The 16,712-nt window shown below is 49.8% G+C and carries 18 protein-coding genes, 3 tRNA genes and 1 pseudogene; 15 read left to right on the top strand and 7 right to left on the bottom strand.

The genetic code is table 11. The features are described from left to right. Positions 1 to 2 precede the first annotated feature (2 nt). The 3 genes from fliT to fliD are packed head-to-tail and all read right to left on the bottom strand — an operon-like array spanning position 3 to position 2,209. Positions 3 to 368, bottom strand: coding sequence for a flagella biosynthesis regulatory protein FliT (gene fliT / locus ACJHWR_RS02045; protein WP_001015024.1), 366 nt, complete (start codon positions 366 to 368; stop codon positions 3 to 5). Beyond that, the gene (gene fliS / locus ACJHWR_RS02040; protein ID WP_000270665.1) at positions 368 to 778 is read right to left on the bottom strand and encodes a flagellar export chaperone FliS; all 411 of its coding nucleotides are present in this window, start codon (positions 776 to 778) and stop codon (positions 368 to 370) included. The genes fliT and fliS overlap by 1 nt, the downstream gene beginning before the upstream one ends. A 24-nt stretch (positions 779 to 802) precedes the next feature. After that, positions 803 to 2,209 carry a flagellar filament capping protein FliD gene (gene fliD, locus ACJHWR_RS02035; protein WP_000146781.1) on the bottom strand — a complete coding sequence of 469 codons (1,407 nt, stop codon included), beginning with the start codon at positions 2,207 to 2,209 and terminating at the stop codon, positions 803 to 805. Between the two features lie 265 nt (positions 2,210 to 2,474). Between fliD and ACJHWR_RS02030 the strand changes: the two genes are divergently transcribed. The 8 genes from ACJHWR_RS02030 to sdiA all read left to right on the top strand — a co-directional run bounded on the left by ACJHWR_RS02030 (position 2,475) and on the right by sdiA (position 10,111). After that, on the top strand, positions 2,475 to 4,112 hold the full coding sequence (locus ACJHWR_RS02030) for a FliC/FljB family flagellin (protein WP_000079711.1): 1,638 nt from the start codon (positions 2,475 to 2,477) through the stop codon (positions 4,110 to 4,112). 319 nt (positions 4,113 to 4,431) lie between these two features. Next, complete coding sequence (fliA, locus tag ACJHWR_RS02025; protein ID WP_001087467.1) at positions 4,432 to 5,151, top strand: RNA polymerase sigma factor FliA; 720 nt, start codon at positions 4,432 to 4,434, stop codon at positions 5,149 to 5,151. 45 nt (positions 5,152 to 5,196) lie between these two features. Next, positions 5,197 to 5,748, top strand: a complete 552-nt coding sequence (gene fliZ, locus ACJHWR_RS02020; protein WP_001301374.1) for a flagella biosynthesis regulatory protein FliZ — start codon at positions 5,197 to 5,199, stop codon at positions 5,746 to 5,748. An 87-nt stretch (positions 5,749 to 5,835) separates the two neighbouring features. After that, positions 5,836 to 6,636 (top strand): cystine ABC transporter substrate-binding protein, encoded by an 801-nt coding sequence (tcyJ, locus tag ACJHWR_RS02015; protein ID WP_012311600.1) that lies wholly within the window; start codon positions 5,836 to 5,838, stop codon positions 6,634 to 6,636. A gap of 104 nt (positions 6,637 to 6,740) precedes the next feature. After that, the gene (gene dcyD, locus ACJHWR_RS02010) at positions 6,741 to 7,727 is read left to right on the top strand and encodes a D-cysteine desulfhydrase (protein WP_001128215.1); all 987 of its coding nucleotides are present in this window, start codon (positions 6,741 to 6,743) and stop codon (positions 7,725 to 7,727) included. A 14-nt stretch (positions 7,728 to 7,741) separates the two neighbouring features. Next, positions 7,742 to 8,410: a cystine ABC transporter permease gene (tcyL, locus tag ACJHWR_RS02005; protein ID WP_001158220.1), complete on the top strand. Its 669-nt coding sequence runs from the start codon at positions 7,742 to 7,744 to the stop codon at positions 8,408 to 8,410. Continuing rightward, positions 8,407 to 9,159 (top strand): L-cystine ABC transporter ATP-binding protein TcyN, encoded by a 753-nt coding sequence (tcyN, locus tag ACJHWR_RS02000; RefSeq protein ID WP_001273007.1) that lies wholly within the window; start codon positions 8,407 to 8,409, stop codon positions 9,157 to 9,159. Before tcyL ends, tcyN begins: the two co-directional genes overlap by 4 nt. Positions 9,160 to 9,388: 229 nt before the next feature. Then, a complete protein-coding gene (gene sdiA / locus ACJHWR_RS01995; RefSeq protein WP_001154279.1) occupies positions 9,389 to 10,111 on the top strand; it encodes a transcriptional regulator SdiA in 723 nt (240 codons plus the stop codon). A gap of 66 nt (positions 10,112 to 10,177) precedes the next feature. Here the strand turns inward: sdiA and yecF are convergent, their stop codons facing one another. From yecF to ACJHWR_RS01980, 3 genes and pseudogenes are all read right to left on the bottom strand, one after another. Further along, the gene (gene yecF, locus ACJHWR_RS01990; protein WP_000106474.1) at positions 10,178 to 10,402 is read right to left on the bottom strand and encodes a DUF2594 family protein YecF; all 225 of its coding nucleotides are present in this window, start codon (positions 10,400 to 10,402) and stop codon (positions 10,178 to 10,180) included. After that, on the bottom strand, positions 10,389 to 10,565 hold the full coding sequence (gene yecU / locus ACJHWR_RS01985) for a protein YecU (RefSeq protein ID WP_000590347.1): 177 nt from the start codon (positions 10,563 to 10,565) through the stop codon (positions 10,389 to 10,391). Before yecU ends, yecF begins: the two co-directional genes overlap by 14 nt. A gap of 82 nt (positions 10,566 to 10,647) precedes the next feature. Next, positions 10,648 to 10,719, bottom strand: a pseudogene (locus tag ACJHWR_RS01980) (transcriptional regulator); the annotation flags it as partial. A 141-nt stretch (positions 10,720 to 10,860) separates the two neighbouring features. On the opposite strand from ACJHWR_RS01980, the gene uvrY reads away from it, so the two are divergent. From uvrY to yecA, 7 genes are all read left to right on the top strand, one after another. Further along, complete coding sequence (uvrY, locus tag ACJHWR_RS01975) at positions 10,861 to 11,517, top strand: UvrY/SirA/GacA family response regulator transcription factor (RefSeq protein ID WP_000611335.1); 657 nt, start codon at positions 10,861 to 10,863, stop codon at positions 11,515 to 11,517. Next, positions 11,514 to 13,346, top strand: a complete 1,833-nt coding sequence (gene uvrC / locus ACJHWR_RS01970) for an excinuclease ABC subunit UvrC (protein WP_001283415.1) — start codon at positions 11,514 to 11,516, stop codon at positions 13,344 to 13,346. Before uvrY ends, uvrC begins: the two co-directional genes overlap by 4 nt. Positions 13,347 to 13,402: 56 nt before the next feature. After that, complete coding sequence (gene pgsA / locus ACJHWR_RS01965; protein ID WP_001160187.1) at positions 13,403 to 13,951, top strand: CDP-diacylglycerol--glycerol-3-phosphate 3-phosphatidyltransferase; 549 nt, start codon at positions 13,403 to 13,405, stop codon at positions 13,949 to 13,951. A 151-nt stretch (positions 13,952 to 14,102) separates the two neighbouring features. Continuing rightward, positions 14,103 to 14,178, top strand: a tRNA-Gly gene (locus ACJHWR_RS01960). A 54-nt stretch (positions 14,179 to 14,232) separates the two neighbouring features. Continuing rightward, positions 14,233 to 14,306 (top strand) — tRNA-Cys (locus ACJHWR_RS01955). A gap of 12 nt (positions 14,307 to 14,318) precedes the next feature. Then, a tRNA-Leu gene (locus tag ACJHWR_RS01950) sits at positions 14,319 to 14,405 on the top strand. Positions 14,406 to 14,600: 195 nt separating this feature from the next. After that, the gene (gene yecA, locus ACJHWR_RS01945) at positions 14,601 to 15,266 is read left to right on the top strand and encodes a UPF0149 family protein YecA (protein WP_000847902.1); all 666 of its coding nucleotides are present in this window, start codon (positions 14,601 to 14,603) and stop codon (positions 15,264 to 15,266) included. Positions 15,267 to 15,327: 61 nt separating this feature from the next. Here yecA and tyrP read toward each other — a convergent pair whose 3' ends face one another. Beyond that, positions 15,328 to 16,539, bottom strand: a complete 1,212-nt coding sequence (tyrP, locus tag ACJHWR_RS01940; protein WP_000797560.1) for a tyrosine transporter TyrP — start codon at positions 16,537 to 16,539, stop codon at positions 15,328 to 15,330. Positions 16,540 to 16,712 lie beyond the last annotated feature (173 nt).

Below are 16,712 nucleotides of genomic sequence, written 5' to 3'. Positions count from 1 at the left end.
ATTCACGATAAGTTATCTTGCGGAGCCAGCACAAAGCCGCCCTGATCGCCATAGGCACTTAACACCGATTTTTGCACCGATGACTGACCGACCAGTTTCGCCAGTTCATCCATCCGAATCTGTAATAACTGCTTTACCTTGCTTTCGTTGTCGAGAATCAGGCGCAGCATCGGGCGGAGCTGCTCCTGCATCGTGGTGGACGGGTCAATCTCTTCAGTCAAATGTGCAATCTCCTGCACCGCATTAACATACGCCATTTCGCTGGCGATGAGTTCGTCCCATTGTTCTTCCGTTGCCAGGCGTAACATGAGCTGGCTTTTTTCGACGAGTTGTTGCCAGGCGAAATACAAATGCGGTGCATGGTTCATCAGACTGGGTCCTGAATCAAAGAAGGGGAGAGTAACGACTCTTTCCAGGCATCGGCAATATTGCGCATTAATGTTTCCACTTCTTCGACTGCGGAGACATCGTTGCGTAAATTGGCTTGCAGCAAACGCCTGACCATATAGCTATAAAGAGCAATCAAGTTTTGGGTTAATTCGTCTTTGCTCTCTTCATCAAGACTCACCCGCAGTCCGTTCTCAATGATGTTGATCGCTTTTGACAAAGAGACGCCTTTGCCTTGCTGATTGTTGTCCTGCATAAACAGGCGCGCTCTAACCAGTGCGCTTAGCACTCCATCAAATAGCATGGTGACCAGCTGCTGCTGGCTGGCGCTCATTACGGCGCTTTCGACGCCAATTTGTGCATAGGCCTGGGTGCCTTTTGCCGCGTACATGACCTGTCTCCCGATGAATATTGATTACTTGGAATTACTGTTGTTTTCGAACTGCTGCGTTAAGTAGCTGCTGGTGCTGTTTAACGAGGTCATTAAAACGTCCAGTTGGGTAAATTGTTCTTTATAGCGCGCGACCTGCGCATCAATGCGATCGCTGGCGGCGTTGTAGTCTTTAGTTAATTTATTCAGGGTCTTACTAACGCCATCGGTAGCGGCTTTAATAATGCCCGTTGTCGAAAGCCAACTGGTCAGGTTGCTGCCGATGGTGGTCGTGATGCCGGTTTTTTTACCATCGCCAACAATCAATGCACCTACGCCGCTGGCATCTTTTTTCAGTGCAGCGGTGAGTTTGTCGGCATCCAGTTCCAGTTTGCCATCGCTGGGATCGGTCGTGATACCAATCTGCGCCAGCGTTTTATAGTTGGAAGAACTGACGGTATTACTCAGCATCGACTTCAACTGCGTCTGAATCGTCCGCAACGTGGAGTCGCCGAGCAGTGCGCCATTGCTAGAACTCTGGCTATCAGCTCCCGCATCTACGGCGGTGTATTTGGTCAGGCTGCTGAAGGTATCTATTAGCGAGTTATAGGCATTCACCCAGTCTTTAATCGCTGTTTGCGCTTTGGAGGTGTCCTGAGTGATGGTTAGCGTCTGGTTGCCCGTGGTGACATCGTTCAGGTTCAGGGTGATGTTTTCCAGCGCGTCGCTGATGGTGTTGCTGCTGTTCTCAATGGCGACGTTGTTGACCGTCAGCTGCGCATTCTGGGCGGCGACCGAGACTTCCATACCGTTGCTGCTGGCACTGGCGTCATAGCCCATAAAACTTTGTAGCGCATCATCACCGCTGACCGAGAGTGTCATCGCATTATCAAGGCCGGTGTCATTTGATGTGACTGACAGACGATATTCACCGTTACCCACGTTAATGATGCTTGCGCTTACGCCTGCTTTTGCATTGTTGATGGCATCACGGATCCCGCTTAACGACGAGTTAGCCGCGCTGATATCAATGGTAATCGGATCTTTGTCGCCGCCTTGTTGAATGGTGAGTTTACTGTCGCTGGTGGCGATCGCCGTTTTCGTATCGTCTCTGGTGGTGCGCGTGGTCAGGGTTTGCGCCTGCGCCAGATGGGTGACACTGATGGTGTATTTCCCGGCGATGGCGTTACCCGCGGTGGTGGCACTGAACGCGGTGGTGCTGCTGGTAGTGCTGGTGGCGGAAAAAAGATCGGCTTTAGACAATGCAGTATTGGCGGTCTGGAAAGTCGTCAGCGCGCTTTTCAGCGTACCGTAGGCGCTAAGTTTAGCGGTAAACGACGATTGCTGATTTGAAATAGGGGTTAGCGTCGCTTTTTGCGCGGCGGTGAGGCTATCAAGGATTGAACTTAAATCCAGACCTGACCCGACTCCCAGCGATGAAATACTTGCCATGCGATTTCCTTTTATCTTTCGACACGTAAAACGAATACCGGGGTTATCGGCCTGAATTGCGCAAAGTTTACGTTTAATTGTTTTTTTTAATAGCGGGAATAAGGGGCAGAGAAAAGAGTATTTCGTCGACTAACAAAAAATGGCTGTTTGTGAAAAAAATTCTAAAGGTTGTTTTACGACAGACGATAACAGGGTTGACGGCGATTGAGCCGACGGGTGGAAACCCAAAACGTAATCAACGACTTGCAATATAGGATAACGAATCATGGCACAAGTCATTAATACCAACAGCCTCTCGCTGATCACTCAAAATAATATCAACAAGAACCAGTCTGCGCTGTCGAGTTCTATCGAGCGTCTGTCTTCTGGCTTGCGTATTAACAGCGCGAAGGATGACGCAGCGGGTCAGGCGATTGCTAACCGTTTTACTTCTAACATTAAAGGCCTGACTCAGGCGGCCCGTAACGCCAACGACGGTATCTCCGTTGCGCAGACCACTGAAGGCGCGCTGTCCGAAATCAACAACAACTTACAGCGTATCCGTGAACTGACGGTTCAGGCTTCTACCGGGACTAACTCCGATTCGGATCTGGACTCCATTCAGGACGAAATCAAATCCCGTCTGGACGAAATTGACCGCGTATCTGGCCAGACCCAGTTCAACGGCGTGAACGTACTGGCGAAAGACGGTTCAATGAAAATTCAGGTTGGTGCGAATGACGGCCAGACTATCACTATTGATCTGAAGAAAATTGACTCTGATACGCTGGGGCTGAGTGGGTTTAATGTGAATGGTAGCGCAGATAAGGCAAGTGTCGCGGCGACAGCTGACGGAATGGTTAAAGACGGATATATCAAAGGGTTAACTTCATCTGACGGCAGCACTGCATATACTAAAACTACAGCAAATACTGCAGCAAAAGGATCTGATATTCTTGCGGCGCTTAAGACTGGCGATAAAATTACCGCAACAGGTGCAAATAGCCTTGCTGATAATGCGACATCGACAACTTATACTTATAATGCAACCAGCAATACCTTCTCCTATACGGCTGACGGTGTAAACCAAACGAATGCTGCAGCAAATCTCATACCTGCAGCAGGGAAAACGACAGCTGCATCAGTTACTATTGGTGGGACAGCACAGAATGTAAATATTGATGATTCGGGCAATATTACTTCAAGTGATGGCGATCAACTTTATCTGGATTCAACAGGTAACCTGACTAAAAACCAGGCCGGCAACCCGAACAAAGCAACCGTTTCTGGGCTTCTCGGAAATACGGATGCGAAAGGTACTGCTGTTAAAACAACCATCAAGACAGAGGCTGGTGTAACAGTTACAGCTGAAGGTAATACAGGTACTGTAAAAATTGAAGGTGCTACTGTTTCAGCATCTGCATTTACGGGCATTGCATATTCCGCCAACACCGGTGGGAATACTTATGCTGTTGCCGCAAATAATACTACAAATGGTTTCCTGGCGGGGGATGCCTTAACCCAGGATGCTCAAACTGTTTCAACCTACTACTCGCAAGCCGATGGCACGGTCACGAATAGCGCAGGCAAAGAAATCTATAAAGACGCTGATGGTGTCTACAGCACAGAGAATAAAACATCGAAGACGTCCGATCCATTGGCTGCGCTTGACGACGCAATCAGCTCCATCGACAAATTCCGTTCATCCCTGGGTGCTATCCAGAACCGTCTGGATTCCGCGGTCACCAACCTGAACAACACCACTACCAACCTGTCCGAAGCGCAGTCCCGTATTCAGGACGCCGACTATGCGACCGAAGTGTCCAACATGTCGAAAGCGCAGATCATCCAGCAGGCCGGTAACTCCGTGCTGGCAAAAGCTAACCAGGTACCACAGCAGGTTCTGTCTCTGCTGCAGGGTTAATCGTCGTAACCTGATTAACTGAGACTGACGGCAACGCCAAATTGCCTGATGCGCTGCGCTTATCAGGCCTACAAGGGGAATTGCAATTTATTGAATTTGCACATTTTTGTAGGCCGGATAAGGCGTTTACGCCGCATCCGGCAACATGAAGCGTAATTTGTCAGCAACGTACATCCCCGCCACCGGCGGGGTTTTTTCTGCCTGGAATTTACCGGTAAACCTCAAATAACCCCTCATTTCACCCACTAATCGTCCGATTAAAAACCCTGCAGAAACGGATAATCATGCCGATAACTCATATAACGCAGGGCTGTTTATCGTGAATTCACTCTATACCGCTGAAGGTGTAATGGATAAACACTCGCTGTGGCAGCGTTATGTCCCGCTGGTGCGTCACGAAGCATTGCGCCTGCAGGTTCGACTGCCCGCGAGCGTGGAACTTGACGATCTGCTACAGGCGGGCGGCATTGGGTTACTTAATGCCGTCGAACGCTATGACGCCCTACAAGGAACGGCATTTACAACTTACGCAGTGCAGCGTATCCGTGGCGCTATGCTGGATGAACTTCGCAGCCGTGACTGGGTGCCGCGCAGCGTGCGACGCAACGCGCGTGAAGTGGCACAGGCAATAGGGCAACTGGAGCAGGAACTTGGCCGCAACGCCACGGAAACTGAGGTAGCGGAACGTTTAGGGATCGATATTGCCGATTATCGCCAAATGTTGCTCGACACCAATAACAGCCAGCTCTTCTCCTACGATGAGTGGCGCGAAGAGCACGGCGATAGCATCGAACTGGTTACTGATGATCATCAGCGAGAAAACCCGCTACAACAACTGCTGGACAGTAATCTGCGCCAGCGGGTGATGGAAGCCATCGAAACGTTGCCGGAGCGCGAAAAACTGGTATTAACCCTCTATTACCAGGAAGAGCTGAATCTCAAAGAGATTGGTGCAGTGCTGGAGGTCGGGGAATCGCGGGTCAGTCAGTTACACAGCCAGGCTATTAAACGGTTACGCACTAAACTGGGGAAGTTATAACGTCAGTAAATGCCGCACTTTAACTTTGACTACCAGGAGTTCTTAATGATGGTGCAGCACCTGAAAAGACGGCCATTAAGCCGCTATCTTAAAGACTTTAAACACAGCCAGACCCATTGCGCGCATTGCCGTAAATTACTCGATCGCATTACCTTAGTTCGCGACGGCAAAATAGTGAATAAAATCGAGATTTCCCGCCTGGACACGCTGCTTGATGAAAATGGCTGGCAAGTGGAACAACAATCATGGGCGGCATTGTGCCGATTTTGCGGTGATTTACACTGCAAAACGCAGAGTGATTTTTTCGATATTATCGGCTTTAAGCAATTTCTTTTTGAGCAAACTGAAATGAGCCCAGGTACGGTGCGTGAATATGTCGTTCGTTTGCGCCGTTTGGGGAATCATCTACATGAGCAAAATATTTCCCTCGATCAGCTGCAGGACGGTTTCCTTGATGAAATCCTCGCTCCGTGGCTGCCCACCACCAGCACCAACAATTACCGCATCGCATTACGGAAGTATCAACACTATCAGCGTCAAACGTGTACCGGACTTGTGCAGAAATCCTCCAGCCTGCCTGCTTCTGATATATATTAAATAAGAATAAGATGTAGCGGAGTTGTTTTTGTGTTTACAAACAATGGCTCTACACTGCAAACAGACATAACAACATTCGGGGTGAATATGAAATTAGCACATCTGGGACGTCAGGCATTGATGGGTGTGATGGCCGTGGCGCTGGGTGCGGGCATGAGCGTTAAAAGTTTTGCAGATGAAGGTCTGCTTAATAAAGTCAAAGAGCGCGGTACGCTACTGGTAGGGCTGGAAGGAACTTATCCGCCGTTCAGTTTTCAGGGGGATGACGGCAAATTAACCGGTTTTGAAGTGGAATTTGCCCAACAGCTGGCAAAACATCTTGGCGTTGAGGCGTCACTAAAACCGACCAAATGGGACGGTATGCTGGCGTCGCTGGACTCTAAACGCATTGATGTGGTGATTAATCAGGTCACCATTTCTGATGAGCGCAAGAAAAAATACGATTTCTCTACCCCTTACACCATTTCCGGTATTCAGGCGCTGGTGAAAAAAGGTAACGAAGGCACCCTTAAAACGGCTGCTGATCTGAAAGGCAAAAAAGTGGGTGTCGGTCTGGGCACCAACTATGAAGAGTGGCTGCGGCAGAATGTTCAGGGTGTCGATGTGCGTACCTATGATGATGACCCGACCAAATATCAGGATCTGCGCGTAGGGCGTATCGATGCGATCCTCGTTGATCGTCTGGCGGCGCTGGATCTGGTGAAGAAAACCAACGATACGCTGGCAGTAACCGGTGAAGCATTCTCCCGTCAGGAGTCTGGCGTGGCGCTGCGTAAAGGAAATGAAGACCTGCTGAAAGCAGTGAATGATGCAATTGCGGAAATGCAAAAAGACGGCACTTTGCAAGCCCTTTCCGAAAAATGGTTTGGTGCTGATGTGACCAAATAATCAGCATAATGACAAAAAAGGGCGCTTTCACTAGCGCCTTTTTTATTTACGCGTTTTCAGCGTGCATAATAAGAAAATCACAACAACACACATCGGAGGCTGTTATGCCACTGCATAATTTAACCCGTTTTCCACGGTTGGAGTTTATCGGCGCGCCAACACCGCTCGAATATCTGCCGCGCTTTTCTGATTATCTTGGACGGGAAATTTTCATCAAACGGGATGACGTCACCCCCATGGCAATGGGCGGCAATAAATTACGTAAGCTGGAATTTCTCGCAGCAGATGCTCTGCGCGAAGGTGCCGATACGCTGATTACTGCCGGCGCGATCCAGTCTAACCATGTGCGCCAGACTGCCGCAGTTGCGGCGAAACTCGGTCTGCACTGCGTGGCGCTGCTGGAAAATCCTATTGGCACAACCGCAGAAAACTATTTAACCAACGGCAATCGTTTGTTGCTGGATCTGTTCAATACCCAGATTGAAATGTGTGACGCACTGACCGATCCCAATGCCCAACTGGAAGAGCTGGCGACGCGAGTCGAAGCACAAGGCTTTCGCCCGTATGTCATTCCGGTTGGCGGTTCTAATGCTCTGGGCGCGCTGGGTTATGTGGAGAGTGCGCTGGAAATCGCGCAACAGTGTGAAGGGGCGGTTAATATTTCGTCGGTGGTAGTCGCATCGGGCAGTGCCGGAACTCACGCCGGACTGGCTGTTGGGCTGGAACACCTTATGCCTGAAAGCGAACTGATTGGCGTTACCGTGTCGCGTTCCGTTGCCGATCAATTGCCGAAAGTGGTTAACCTACAACAGGCGATTGCGAAAGAACTGGAGCTGACCGCATCAGCGGAAATTTTACTCTGGGATGACTATTTTGCACCTGGCTACGGCGTGCCGAACGATGAAGGCATGGAAGCAGTGAAATTGCTGGCGCGGCTGGAAGGCATTCTGCTTGATCCTGTGTATACCGGAAAAGCGATGGCGGGGCTGATTGACGGTATCAGTCAGAAACGCTTCAAAGATGAAGGGCCGATTCTGTTTATTCATACCGGCGGCGCGCCTGCGCTGTTCGCCTATCATCCCCACGTTTAGCTCCGGAAACGCTCATGCAAGAAAGTATACAACTGGTTATTGATTCCTTGCCGTTCCTGCTGAAAGGGGCTGGGTATACGCTGCAACTCAGTATCGGCGGCATGTTTTTTGGCTTACTGCTCGGGTTTATTCTCGCGCTGATGCGCCTGTCGCCGATCTGGCCCGTGCGCTGGCTGGCGCGTTTTTATATCTCTATTTTTCGTGGTACGCCGCTCATCGCACAACTGTTTATGATCTATTACGGCCTGCCGCAGTTTGGTATCGAATTAGATCCCATTCCGTCAGCAATGATTGGTCTGTCGCTGAACACTGCCGCCTATGCCGCCGAAACGCTTCGCGCCGCCATTTCTTCTATTGATAAAGGTCAGTGGGAAGCAGCTGCCAGTATTGGTATGACGCCATGGCAGACTATGCGTCGCGCGATTTTGCCACAGGCGGCGCGGGTGGCGTTGCCGCCGCTGTCGAACAGCTTTATCAGTCTGGTAAAAGATACGTCGCTGGCCGCGACAATCCAGGTGCCGGAGCTGTTCCGTCAGGCGCAGTTGATTACCTCGCGCACGCTGGAGGTGTTCACCATGTACCTGGCGGCTTCGCTCATCTACTGGATCATGGCGACAGTATTATCGACGTTGCAGAACCATTTTGAGAATCAACTTAATCGCCAGGAGAGAGAACCAAAATGAGTGCCATTGAAGTTAAGAACCTGGTGAAAAAATTTCACGGTCAGACGGTGCTGCACGGTATCGACCTTGAGGTAAAGCCTGGCGAAGTTGTGGCAATTATCGGTCCGAGTGGTTCCGGCAAAACCACGTTGCTACGCAGCATAAATCTGCTGGAACAACCGGAAGCGGGAACTATCACCGTTGGCGATATCACTATTGATACTGCACGTTCATTAAGTCAGCAAAAATCGCTGATTCGCCAGTTGCGTCAGCACGTCGGGTTTGTCTTCCAGAACTTTAATTTGTTTCCGCATCGTACGGTACTGGAAAACATTATTGAAGGGCCGGTGATCGTCAAAGGCGAACCGAAAGAAGAGGCCACGGAGCGCGCTCGCGAGCTACTGGCGAAAGTTGGGCTGGCCGGTAAAGAAACCAGCTATCCACGTCGTTTGTCTGGCGGTCAACAGCAGCGTGTTGCGATTGCGCGTGCACTGGCAATGCGTCCTGAGGTGATTTTGTTTGACGAGCCAACGTCGGCGCTGGATCCAGAGCTGGTGGGCGAAGTCCTGAACACCATCCGTCAGCTGGCACAGGAAAAGCGCACGATGGTGATTGTGACGCACGAAATGAGCTTTGCCCGGGATGTTGCGGACCGGGCGATTTTTATGGACCAGGGGCGGATAGTCGAGCAGGGGGCCGCAAAAGCGTTATTTGCCGATCCCAAGCAGCCTCGCACCCGCCAGTTCCTCGAGAAGTTTCTGCTGCAATAATAAGAAAAAATCAGCCCCGACGATTCACCTGTCGGGGCGGGACGCCATTTCAAGCCTGATAAAACTGCTTAACAAATCAGCATAACTCATTAATAACATAAGAGAATGCGATGGCTTGCAAAAGTAATTCATTGCCTGAATAATATAAATTATATATAAATCTTATTTATGTGATAGTTTGAATTATCATTATAAATGATACTCACTCTCAGGGGCGTTGCGGTTTACTATGCAGGATACGGATTTTTTCAGCTGGCGTCGCACGATGCTGTTGCGTTTTCAGAGGATGGAGGCCGCAGAAGAGGTCTACCATGAAATAGAGCTTCAGGCTCAGCAGCTGGAGTACGATTACTATTCGTTATGTGTTCGCCACCCGGTACCATTCACGCGACCTAAAGTGGCTTTCTACACCAATTACCCTGAGTCGTGGGTTAGTTATTATCAGGCAAAAAATTTTCTCGCAATTGATCCGGTGCTGAACCCTGAAAACTTTAGTCAGGGCCATTTAATGTGGAATGATGACTTATTCAGCGAAGCACAGCCGTTATGGGAAGCCGCGCGCGCACATGGTTTACGCCGCGGTGTCACTCAGTATTTAATGCTGCCAAATCGGGCGTTGGGCTTTTTGTCCTTTTCCCGTTGCAGCGCTCGCGAAATACCCATTCTTAGTGATGAACTGCAATTAAAAATGCAGTTACTGGTGCGCGAAAGTCTGATGGCTCTGATGCGTTTAAATGATGAAATAGTGATGACGCCAGAGATGAATTTCAGCAAGCGCGAAAAAGAAATTCTGAAATGGACGGCGGAAGGGAAGACATCAGCAGAGATAGCGATGATTTTGTCAATCTCTGAGAATACGGTCAATTTCCATCAGAAAAACATGCAGAAAAAAATCAATGCACCAAATAAGACCCAGGTGGCCTGTTACGCGGCCGCTACTGGCTTAATTTGATCGCTTTTCTTTCTGCGTGCCAGATGCAAAAACCGGCTGAAAGGCACGCTCTCAGCCGGTTTTATATTACTGACGGTAGGCTTGTTTAATTTGCTTAACCGTTTTGGAAAATACTGCAGCCTGGGTTTCGTCTTCGATCAGCGCAAGCTGTTTTTCCATCTTTAACATCACGCGGCCCGCGTCAGCTTGTCCCATCGCCTGCAGCATCAGCGTCAGCATCGCTTTCAGGCAGGAGACTTCATTTGCCAGTTCTTGATTATTCTCGGCAGTAGAAAAATCAGGCGTACTCATTTATTTTCCTCGTCATGTTGCAATGAAAATTTGCGGTGAAAAATGTTAAGGCGGCGGAGTATACCATAAGCTTTGCTAAAAATAGCAGTGGTTGTTTTTTGAGCGTGATATCGGCAGTGCTATAAAATACGTTAATATAATGACCAATAAATATTTTTATCATGAATGTTTTTTGCCCGTATTGTTCGGGTTAATTAATGTTACATATTCAGCGGGCTGATTTTCATTTTTGCTGAATAAAGTCAATTTTTGTCACATTTCATCGTAGGGCTTACTGTGAAACGATCCGGTAAGCCGTTGGTGACGGGCGTGACCATAACTGTGGACAATCGAATTGACAAAAACGAGAGAAAAATCGAATACCCACCATTTTTAACGTTTCAAAGTTGCAATAAAAACCGCTAATATACGAATGACTAACTATCAGTAGCGTTATCCCTATTTCTGGAGATATTCCTTTGATCAACGTTCTACTTGTTGATGACCACGAACTGGTGCGCGCAGGGATACGACGCATTCTGGAAGATATAAAGGGTATAAAAGTCGTCGGTGAGGCATCGTGCGGTGAAGACGCCGTTAAGTGGTGCCGGACAAATGCCGTTGACGTGGTGCTAATGGACATGAGTATGCCGGGCATTGGCGGTCTTGAGGCGACGCGTAAAATCGCGCGTTCCACAGCTGATGTCAAAATCATCATGCTTACCGTCCATACAGAAAACCCTTTACCAGCGAAAGTCATGCAGGCCGGTGCTGCGGGCTACCTCAGCAAAGGCGCGGCTCCGCAGGAAGTCGTGAGTGCGATTCGTTCTGTCTATTCAGGGCAGCGTTACATTGCTTCTGACATCGCTCAACAAATGGCGTTAAGCCAGATCGAACCAGAAAAAACAGAAAGCCCATTTGCCAGTTTGTCTGAACGTGAATTGCAGATTATGCTGATGATCACCAAGGGCCAGAAGGTCAATGAGATCTCAGAACAGCTCAATCTCAGTCCGAAAACGGTGAACAGCTACCGCTATCGTATGTTCAGTAAACTAAACATTCATGGCGATGTTGAGCTGACTCACCTGGCAATTCGCCATGGTCTGTGTAATGCGGAGACATTATCAAGTCAGTGAGTGATCAGTTTGACGCAAAAGCGTTTTTAAAAACCGTAACCAGCCAGCCAGGCGTTTATCGCATGTACGATGCTGGTGGTACGGTTATCTATGTCGGCAAAGCGAAAGACCTGAAAAAACGGCTTTCCAGCTATTTCCGTAGCAACCTCGCTTCGCGCAAAACCGAAGCGCTGGTCGCCCAGATCCAGCAAATTGATGTAACGGTTACTCATACAGAAACCGAAGCGCTGTTGCTGGAACACAACTACATCAAACTCTATCAGCCGCGTTACAACGTTTTGCTACGCGATGATAAATCATATCCTTTTATCTTCCTGAGTGGCGATACCCACCCGCGTCTGGCGATGCATCGTGGTGCAAAGCATGCCAAAGGTGAATATTTCGGCCCGTTCCCGAATGGCTATGCCGTACGTGAAACACTGGCGCTACTGCAAAAGATTTTCCCCATTCGCCAGTGCGAAAACAGTGTTTATCGCAATCGCTCGCGTCCGTGTCTGCAATATCAGATAGGACGTTGTCTGGGGCCGTGCGTTGAAGGACTGGTGAGTGAAGAAGAATACGCTCAGCAGGTCGAGTATGTGCGCCTGTTTTTGTCTGGCAAAGATGATCAGGTGCTTACGCAACTGATTAGCCGTATGGAAACTGCCAGCCAGAATCTGGAGTTTGAAGAAGCGGCACGTATTCGCGACCAAATTCAGGCGGTGCGACGCGTCACCGAAAAACAGTTTGTGTCCAATACCGGCGACGACCTCGACGTTATTGGTGTGGCGTTCGATGCGGGCATGGCTTGTGTCCACGTATTGTTCATTCGTCAGGGCAAAGTGCTTGGCAGCCGCAGCTATTTCCCGAAAGTGCCTGGCGGTACGGAACTGAGCGAGGTGGTGGAAACCTTCGTAGGACAGTTCTATTTACAAGGCAGCCAGATGCGCACCTTACCGGGTGAGATCCTGCTCGATTTTAATCTTAGCGATAAAACGCTGCTCGCCGATTCCCTTTCAGAACTGGCGGGACGCAAGATTAATGTTCAAACCAAACCTCGCGGCGATAGGGCGCGTTATCTGAAACTCGCGCGCACCAATGCGGCGACGGCCTTAACCAGCAAACTTTCGCAGCAATCTACCGTTCACCAGCGACTGACCGCGCTTGCCAGCGTGTTGAAATTGCCGGAAGTGAAGCGGATGGAGTGCTTTGACATCAGCCATACCATGGGTGAACAAACCGTCGCTTCCTGTGTGGTGTTTGATGCTAACGGCCCGCTGCGTGCGGAGTATCGGCGCTATAACATTACAGGCATCAGGCCGGGCGATGATTATGCGGCGATGAATCAGGTGCTGCGTCGGCGTTATGGTAAAGCCATTGACGACAGTAAGATCCCTGATGTGATCCTTATCGACGGCGGCAAAGGCCAGCTTGCGCAGGCGAAAAATGTCTTCGCCGAACTGGATGTCTCATGGGATAAAAATCATCCGCTGCTACTTGGCGTTGCCAAAGGAGCAGATCGTAAGGCTGGGCTGGAAACGCTGTTCTTTGAGCCGGAAGGTGAGGGATTTAGTTTGCCGCCAGATTCTCCCGCGCTGCATGTTATCCAGCATATTCGCGATGAATCACATGATCACGCGATTGGCGGGCACCGTAAAAAACGGGCGAAGGTCAAAAATACCAGTTCCCTGGAAACCATTGAAGGCGTCGGGCCAAAACGTCGGCAAATGTTGTTGAAATATATGGGCGGTTTGCAAGGTTTACGTAACGCCAGCGTCGAGGAAATTGCAAAAGTGCCGGGTATTTCGCAAGGTCTGGCAGAAAAGATCTTCTGGTCGTTGAAACATTGATGTCTCTGTAGCAACATAGGGGTAATCTTACTGACAACAGATAGTTACCCGTCATTATGCAATTTAATATCCCTACGTTGCTTACACTGTTCCGTGTCATCCTTATCCCATTCTTTGTATTGGTCTTTTATCTGCCTGTCACCTGGTCGCCGTTTGCCGCCGCGCTCATTTTCTGCGTCGCGGCGGTGACTGACTGGTTCGATGGTTTTCTGGCACGCCGCTGGAACCAGAGTACCCGGTTTGGTGCTTTCCTTGACCCTGTGGCAGATAAAGTTCTCGTGGCTATCGCCATGGTGCTGGTAACCGAGCATTATCACAGCTGGTGGGTGACATTACCGGCGGCAACGATGATCGCCCGTGAAATTATTATTTCTGCGCTACGCGAATGGATGGCGGAGTTGGGTAAACGCAGTAGCGTGGCCGTCTCCTGGATTGGGAAAGTGAAAACTACGGCCCAGATGGTGGCGTTGGCATGGCTGCTGTGGCGTCCGAACATTTGGGTTGAGTACGCCGGTATTGCACTTTTCTTTGTGGCTGCGGTACTGACTCTGTGGTCAATGTTGCAATATTTGAGCGCTGCGCGTGCAGATTTGCTTGATCAGTGATCGTTTCGGCGTAATTTTCAGCAAACGATCAAAAGTGGTGAAAAATATCGTTGACTCATCGCGCCAGGTAAGTAGAATGCAACGCATCGAACGGCGGCACTGATTGCCAGACGATAATAAAATCAAGTGATTAAGTGATTGCTTGATGAATGCGGGAATAGCTCAGTTGGTAGAGCACGACCTTGCCAAGGTCGGGGTCGCGAGTTCGAGTCTCGTTTCCCGCTCCAGTTTAAAAGACATCGGCGTCAAGCGGATGTCTGGCTGAAAGGCCTGAAGAATTTGGCGCGTTAACAAAGCGGTTATGTAGCGGATTGCAAATCCGTCTAGTCCGGTTCGACTCCGGAACGCGCCTCCACTTTCTTCCCGAGCCCGGATGGTGGAATCGGTAGACACAAGGGATTTAAAATCCCTCGGCGTTCGCGCTGTGCGGGTTCAAGTCCCGCTCCGGGTACCATGGGAAAGATAAGAATAAAATCAAAGCAATAAGCAGTGTCGTGAAACCACCTTCGGGTGGTTTTTTTGTGCCTGCAACTTGTCGTTACACCCTCCTTAATTTTTAATCACCAGCAAAGCCACTCAAAAAGTATCTCTGATACGGACCGGCATGTAAGATAGGTGCTGGCGAGTTGAGATCCACAAGGAAAAGCGTATGAAAACGGGACCGTTAAACGAAAGTGAGTTGGAATGGCTGGACGATATTCTGACCAAATACAACACTGACCACGCCATCCTTGATGTGGCGGAGCTGGACGGTTTATTGACGGCGGTGTTGAGTTCTCCGCAAGAGATTGAACCGGAACAGTGGCTGGTTGCCGTGTGGGGTGGGGCTGACTATGTGCCGCGCTGGGCGTCAGAGAAAGAGATGACGCGCTTTATGAATCTGGCTTTTCAACATATGGCCGATACCGCAGAGCGTCTGAACGAATTCCCGGAGCAGTTTGAGCCGTTATTCGGCTTGCGAGAAGTTGATGGCAGCGAGCTGACGATTGTTGAGGAGTGGTGCTTTGGTTATATGCGGGGCGTGGCACTTTCTGACTGGTCAACGTTGCCCGATTCGTTAAAACCAGCGCTGGAGGCGATTGCGCTGCACGGTACTGAGGAAAACTTCGAGCGGGTAGAAAAGATGTCGCCAGAAGCGTTTGAAGAGAGCGTAGATGCCATTCGACTGGCGGCGCTTGATCTACATGCGTACTGGATGGCGCATCCGCAGGAAAAAGCTGTTCAGCAACCGATCAAAGCAGAAGAGAAACCGGGGCGTAACGATCCTTGCCCGTGCGGTAGTGGTAAGAAATTTAAGCAGTGCTGCCTGCATTAAGAGGCCAAATTGGGTGTCAGCGTTAATTCTGGCACCCAATAAGGAATTTGAGGCTATCTGATCACCCCACTTCTGGTAACAACCCTGCCGCAATCAAAAATTGCACGCCAATCACAGCAATACCACAGAGAAACACCACCACCAGCGCCGGACGACCACCTTTGACCCGGTAACCCGCCTGAGGATTGTGCTTTCTGCTTTGCCAGGTCAACAGCGAAGGGATAATCAATGCCAGTACCGCCAGCGCCACACCGGCGTAACCCAGCGCCATCACAAATCCTCGTGGATAAAACAGTGCAAACGCCAACGGCGGCAGAAACGTAATTGCACCAGTTTGCAACCGTCCACCAACGGTATTTGAACGCTGAAATAAATCAGCCAGATAATCAAATAAGCCTAACGCAACGCCGAGAAATGACGTGGCGAGGGCTAAATCAGCAAATAAATGCACTGCCAGCTCAACATGCGGAGAGGCCACCATTTCGCGTAACGCCTGTAACAGCCCGTTTAATCCAGCATGATTAGCCAGCAATCCCATAAAGGTTGTTGAATCAATGCTGCCAAGCGTCGCCACCTGCCAGAAAATATATGCCACCAGGGGGATCGCACTACCGATTATAAACACCCAGCGTAGCTTACGAATGTTGCCATCCATATAGCTGACAATACTCGGCACGCTACCGTGAAAACCAAACGACGTAAAAATCACCGGGATTGCAGACAGAGCCAGCCCCTGTTGCAACGGCAGGGTTAAAAGATTCACTTTGTGAATATGCGGCAGCAGTAGTACCAGCATTACCACCAGAAAAATAATCTTGGCGCTGAACAGAAAACGGTTAAATAAATCGACCAGTGAAGTTCCGACACAAACCACGCCACCGGCAACAAAAGTGAACAACAGCACGCCAGCGGTTGCCGACATAGAAATACCTGTCCAGTCGCTGATGCTGGAGGCCAACAATTCACCGGCACCGCTGATGTATGCCGCAGTCAGAGCATACATTAAGAACATCATACTGAAGCCCGTCAGCCATTGACCGTAGCGTCCCAGATAGCGTTTTGCCAGCGTGCCAAGACCGGTATCTGCCGGAACATGCTGGTACACCTCCAGCAGTAATAGCGCCGTGTAGCACATCAACGCCCAAAGCCCAATCAACAAGATTAACGTGACGCTAAAACCAACACCTGCCGCAGCCAGCGGCATTGCCAGCATGCCTGCGCCAATTGTGGTTCCCGCCACGATAAAAACACTTCCCAGGGTTCTGTTTTTCACGCTTTCTTCTGTCCTGACGATCTTTATGAGTGATATCTGCGGCGCAGGTTAAGGCATAACGGCTGCTTCGTCAAACCGACGTTACATATGGTGTAAATATAAATGTACAATAAAAGCATTCAGTCCTGCGCTGGCGCAAAGTCTTCATAAGCGGTAATCGCTACGCTAGGCTT

This window comes from Escherichia sp. WS568, assembly GCF_046486085.1.
GTDB lineage: Bacteria > Pseudomonadota > Gammaproteobacteria > Enterobacterales > Enterobacteriaceae > Escherichia > Escherichia coli.
This window is presented reverse-complemented; position numbering and strand designations above follow the sequence as displayed.

Coding starts and splice junctions, on each gene's coding strand:
- fliT (WP_001015024.1), bottom strand. CDS start 368: ATGAACCATGCACCGCATTTGTATTTCGCCTGGCAACAACTCGTCGAA.
- fliS (WP_000270665.1), bottom strand. CDS start 778: ATGTACGCGGCAAAAGGCACCCAGGCCTATGCACAAATTGGCGTCGAA.
- fliD (WP_000146781.1), bottom strand. CDS start 2,209: ATGGCAAGTATTTCATCGCTGGGAGTCGGGTCAGGTCTGGATTTAAGT.
- ACJHWR_RS02030 (WP_000079711.1), top strand. CDS start 2,475: ATGGCACAAGTCATTAATACCAACAGCCTCTCGCTGATCACTCAAAAT.
- fliZ (WP_001301374.1), top strand. CDS start 5,197: ATGATGGTGCAGCACCTGAAAAGACGGCCATTAAGCCGCTATCTTAAA.
- tcyJ (WP_012311600.1), top strand. CDS start 5,836: ATGAAATTAGCACATCTGGGACGTCAGGCATTGATGGGTGTGATGGCC.
- dcyD (WP_001128215.1), top strand. CDS start 6,741: ATGCCACTGCATAATTTAACCCGTTTTCCACGGTTGGAGTTTATCGGC.
- tcyL (WP_001158220.1), top strand. CDS start 7,742: ATGCAAGAAAGTATACAACTGGTTATTGATTCCTTGCCGTTCCTGCTG.
- tcyN (WP_001273007.1), top strand. CDS start 8,407: ATGAGTGCCATTGAAGTTAAGAACCTGGTGAAAAAATTTCACGGTCAG.
- sdiA (WP_001154279.1), top strand. CDS start 9,389: ATGCAGGATACGGATTTTTTCAGCTGGCGTCGCACGATGCTGTTGCGT.
- yecF (WP_000106474.1), bottom strand. CDS start 10,402: ATGAGTACGCCTGATTTTTCTACTGCCGAGAATAATCAAGAACTGGCA.
- yecU (WP_000590347.1), bottom strand. CDS start 10,565: ATGATAAAAATATTTATTGGTCATTATATTAACGTATTTTATAGCACT.
- pgsA (WP_001160187.1), top strand. CDS start 13,403: ATGCAATTTAATATCCCTACGTTGCTTACACTGTTCCGTGTCATCCTT.
- yecA (WP_000847902.1), top strand. CDS start 14,601: ATGAAAACGGGACCGTTAAACGAAAGTGAGTTGGAATGGCTGGACGAT.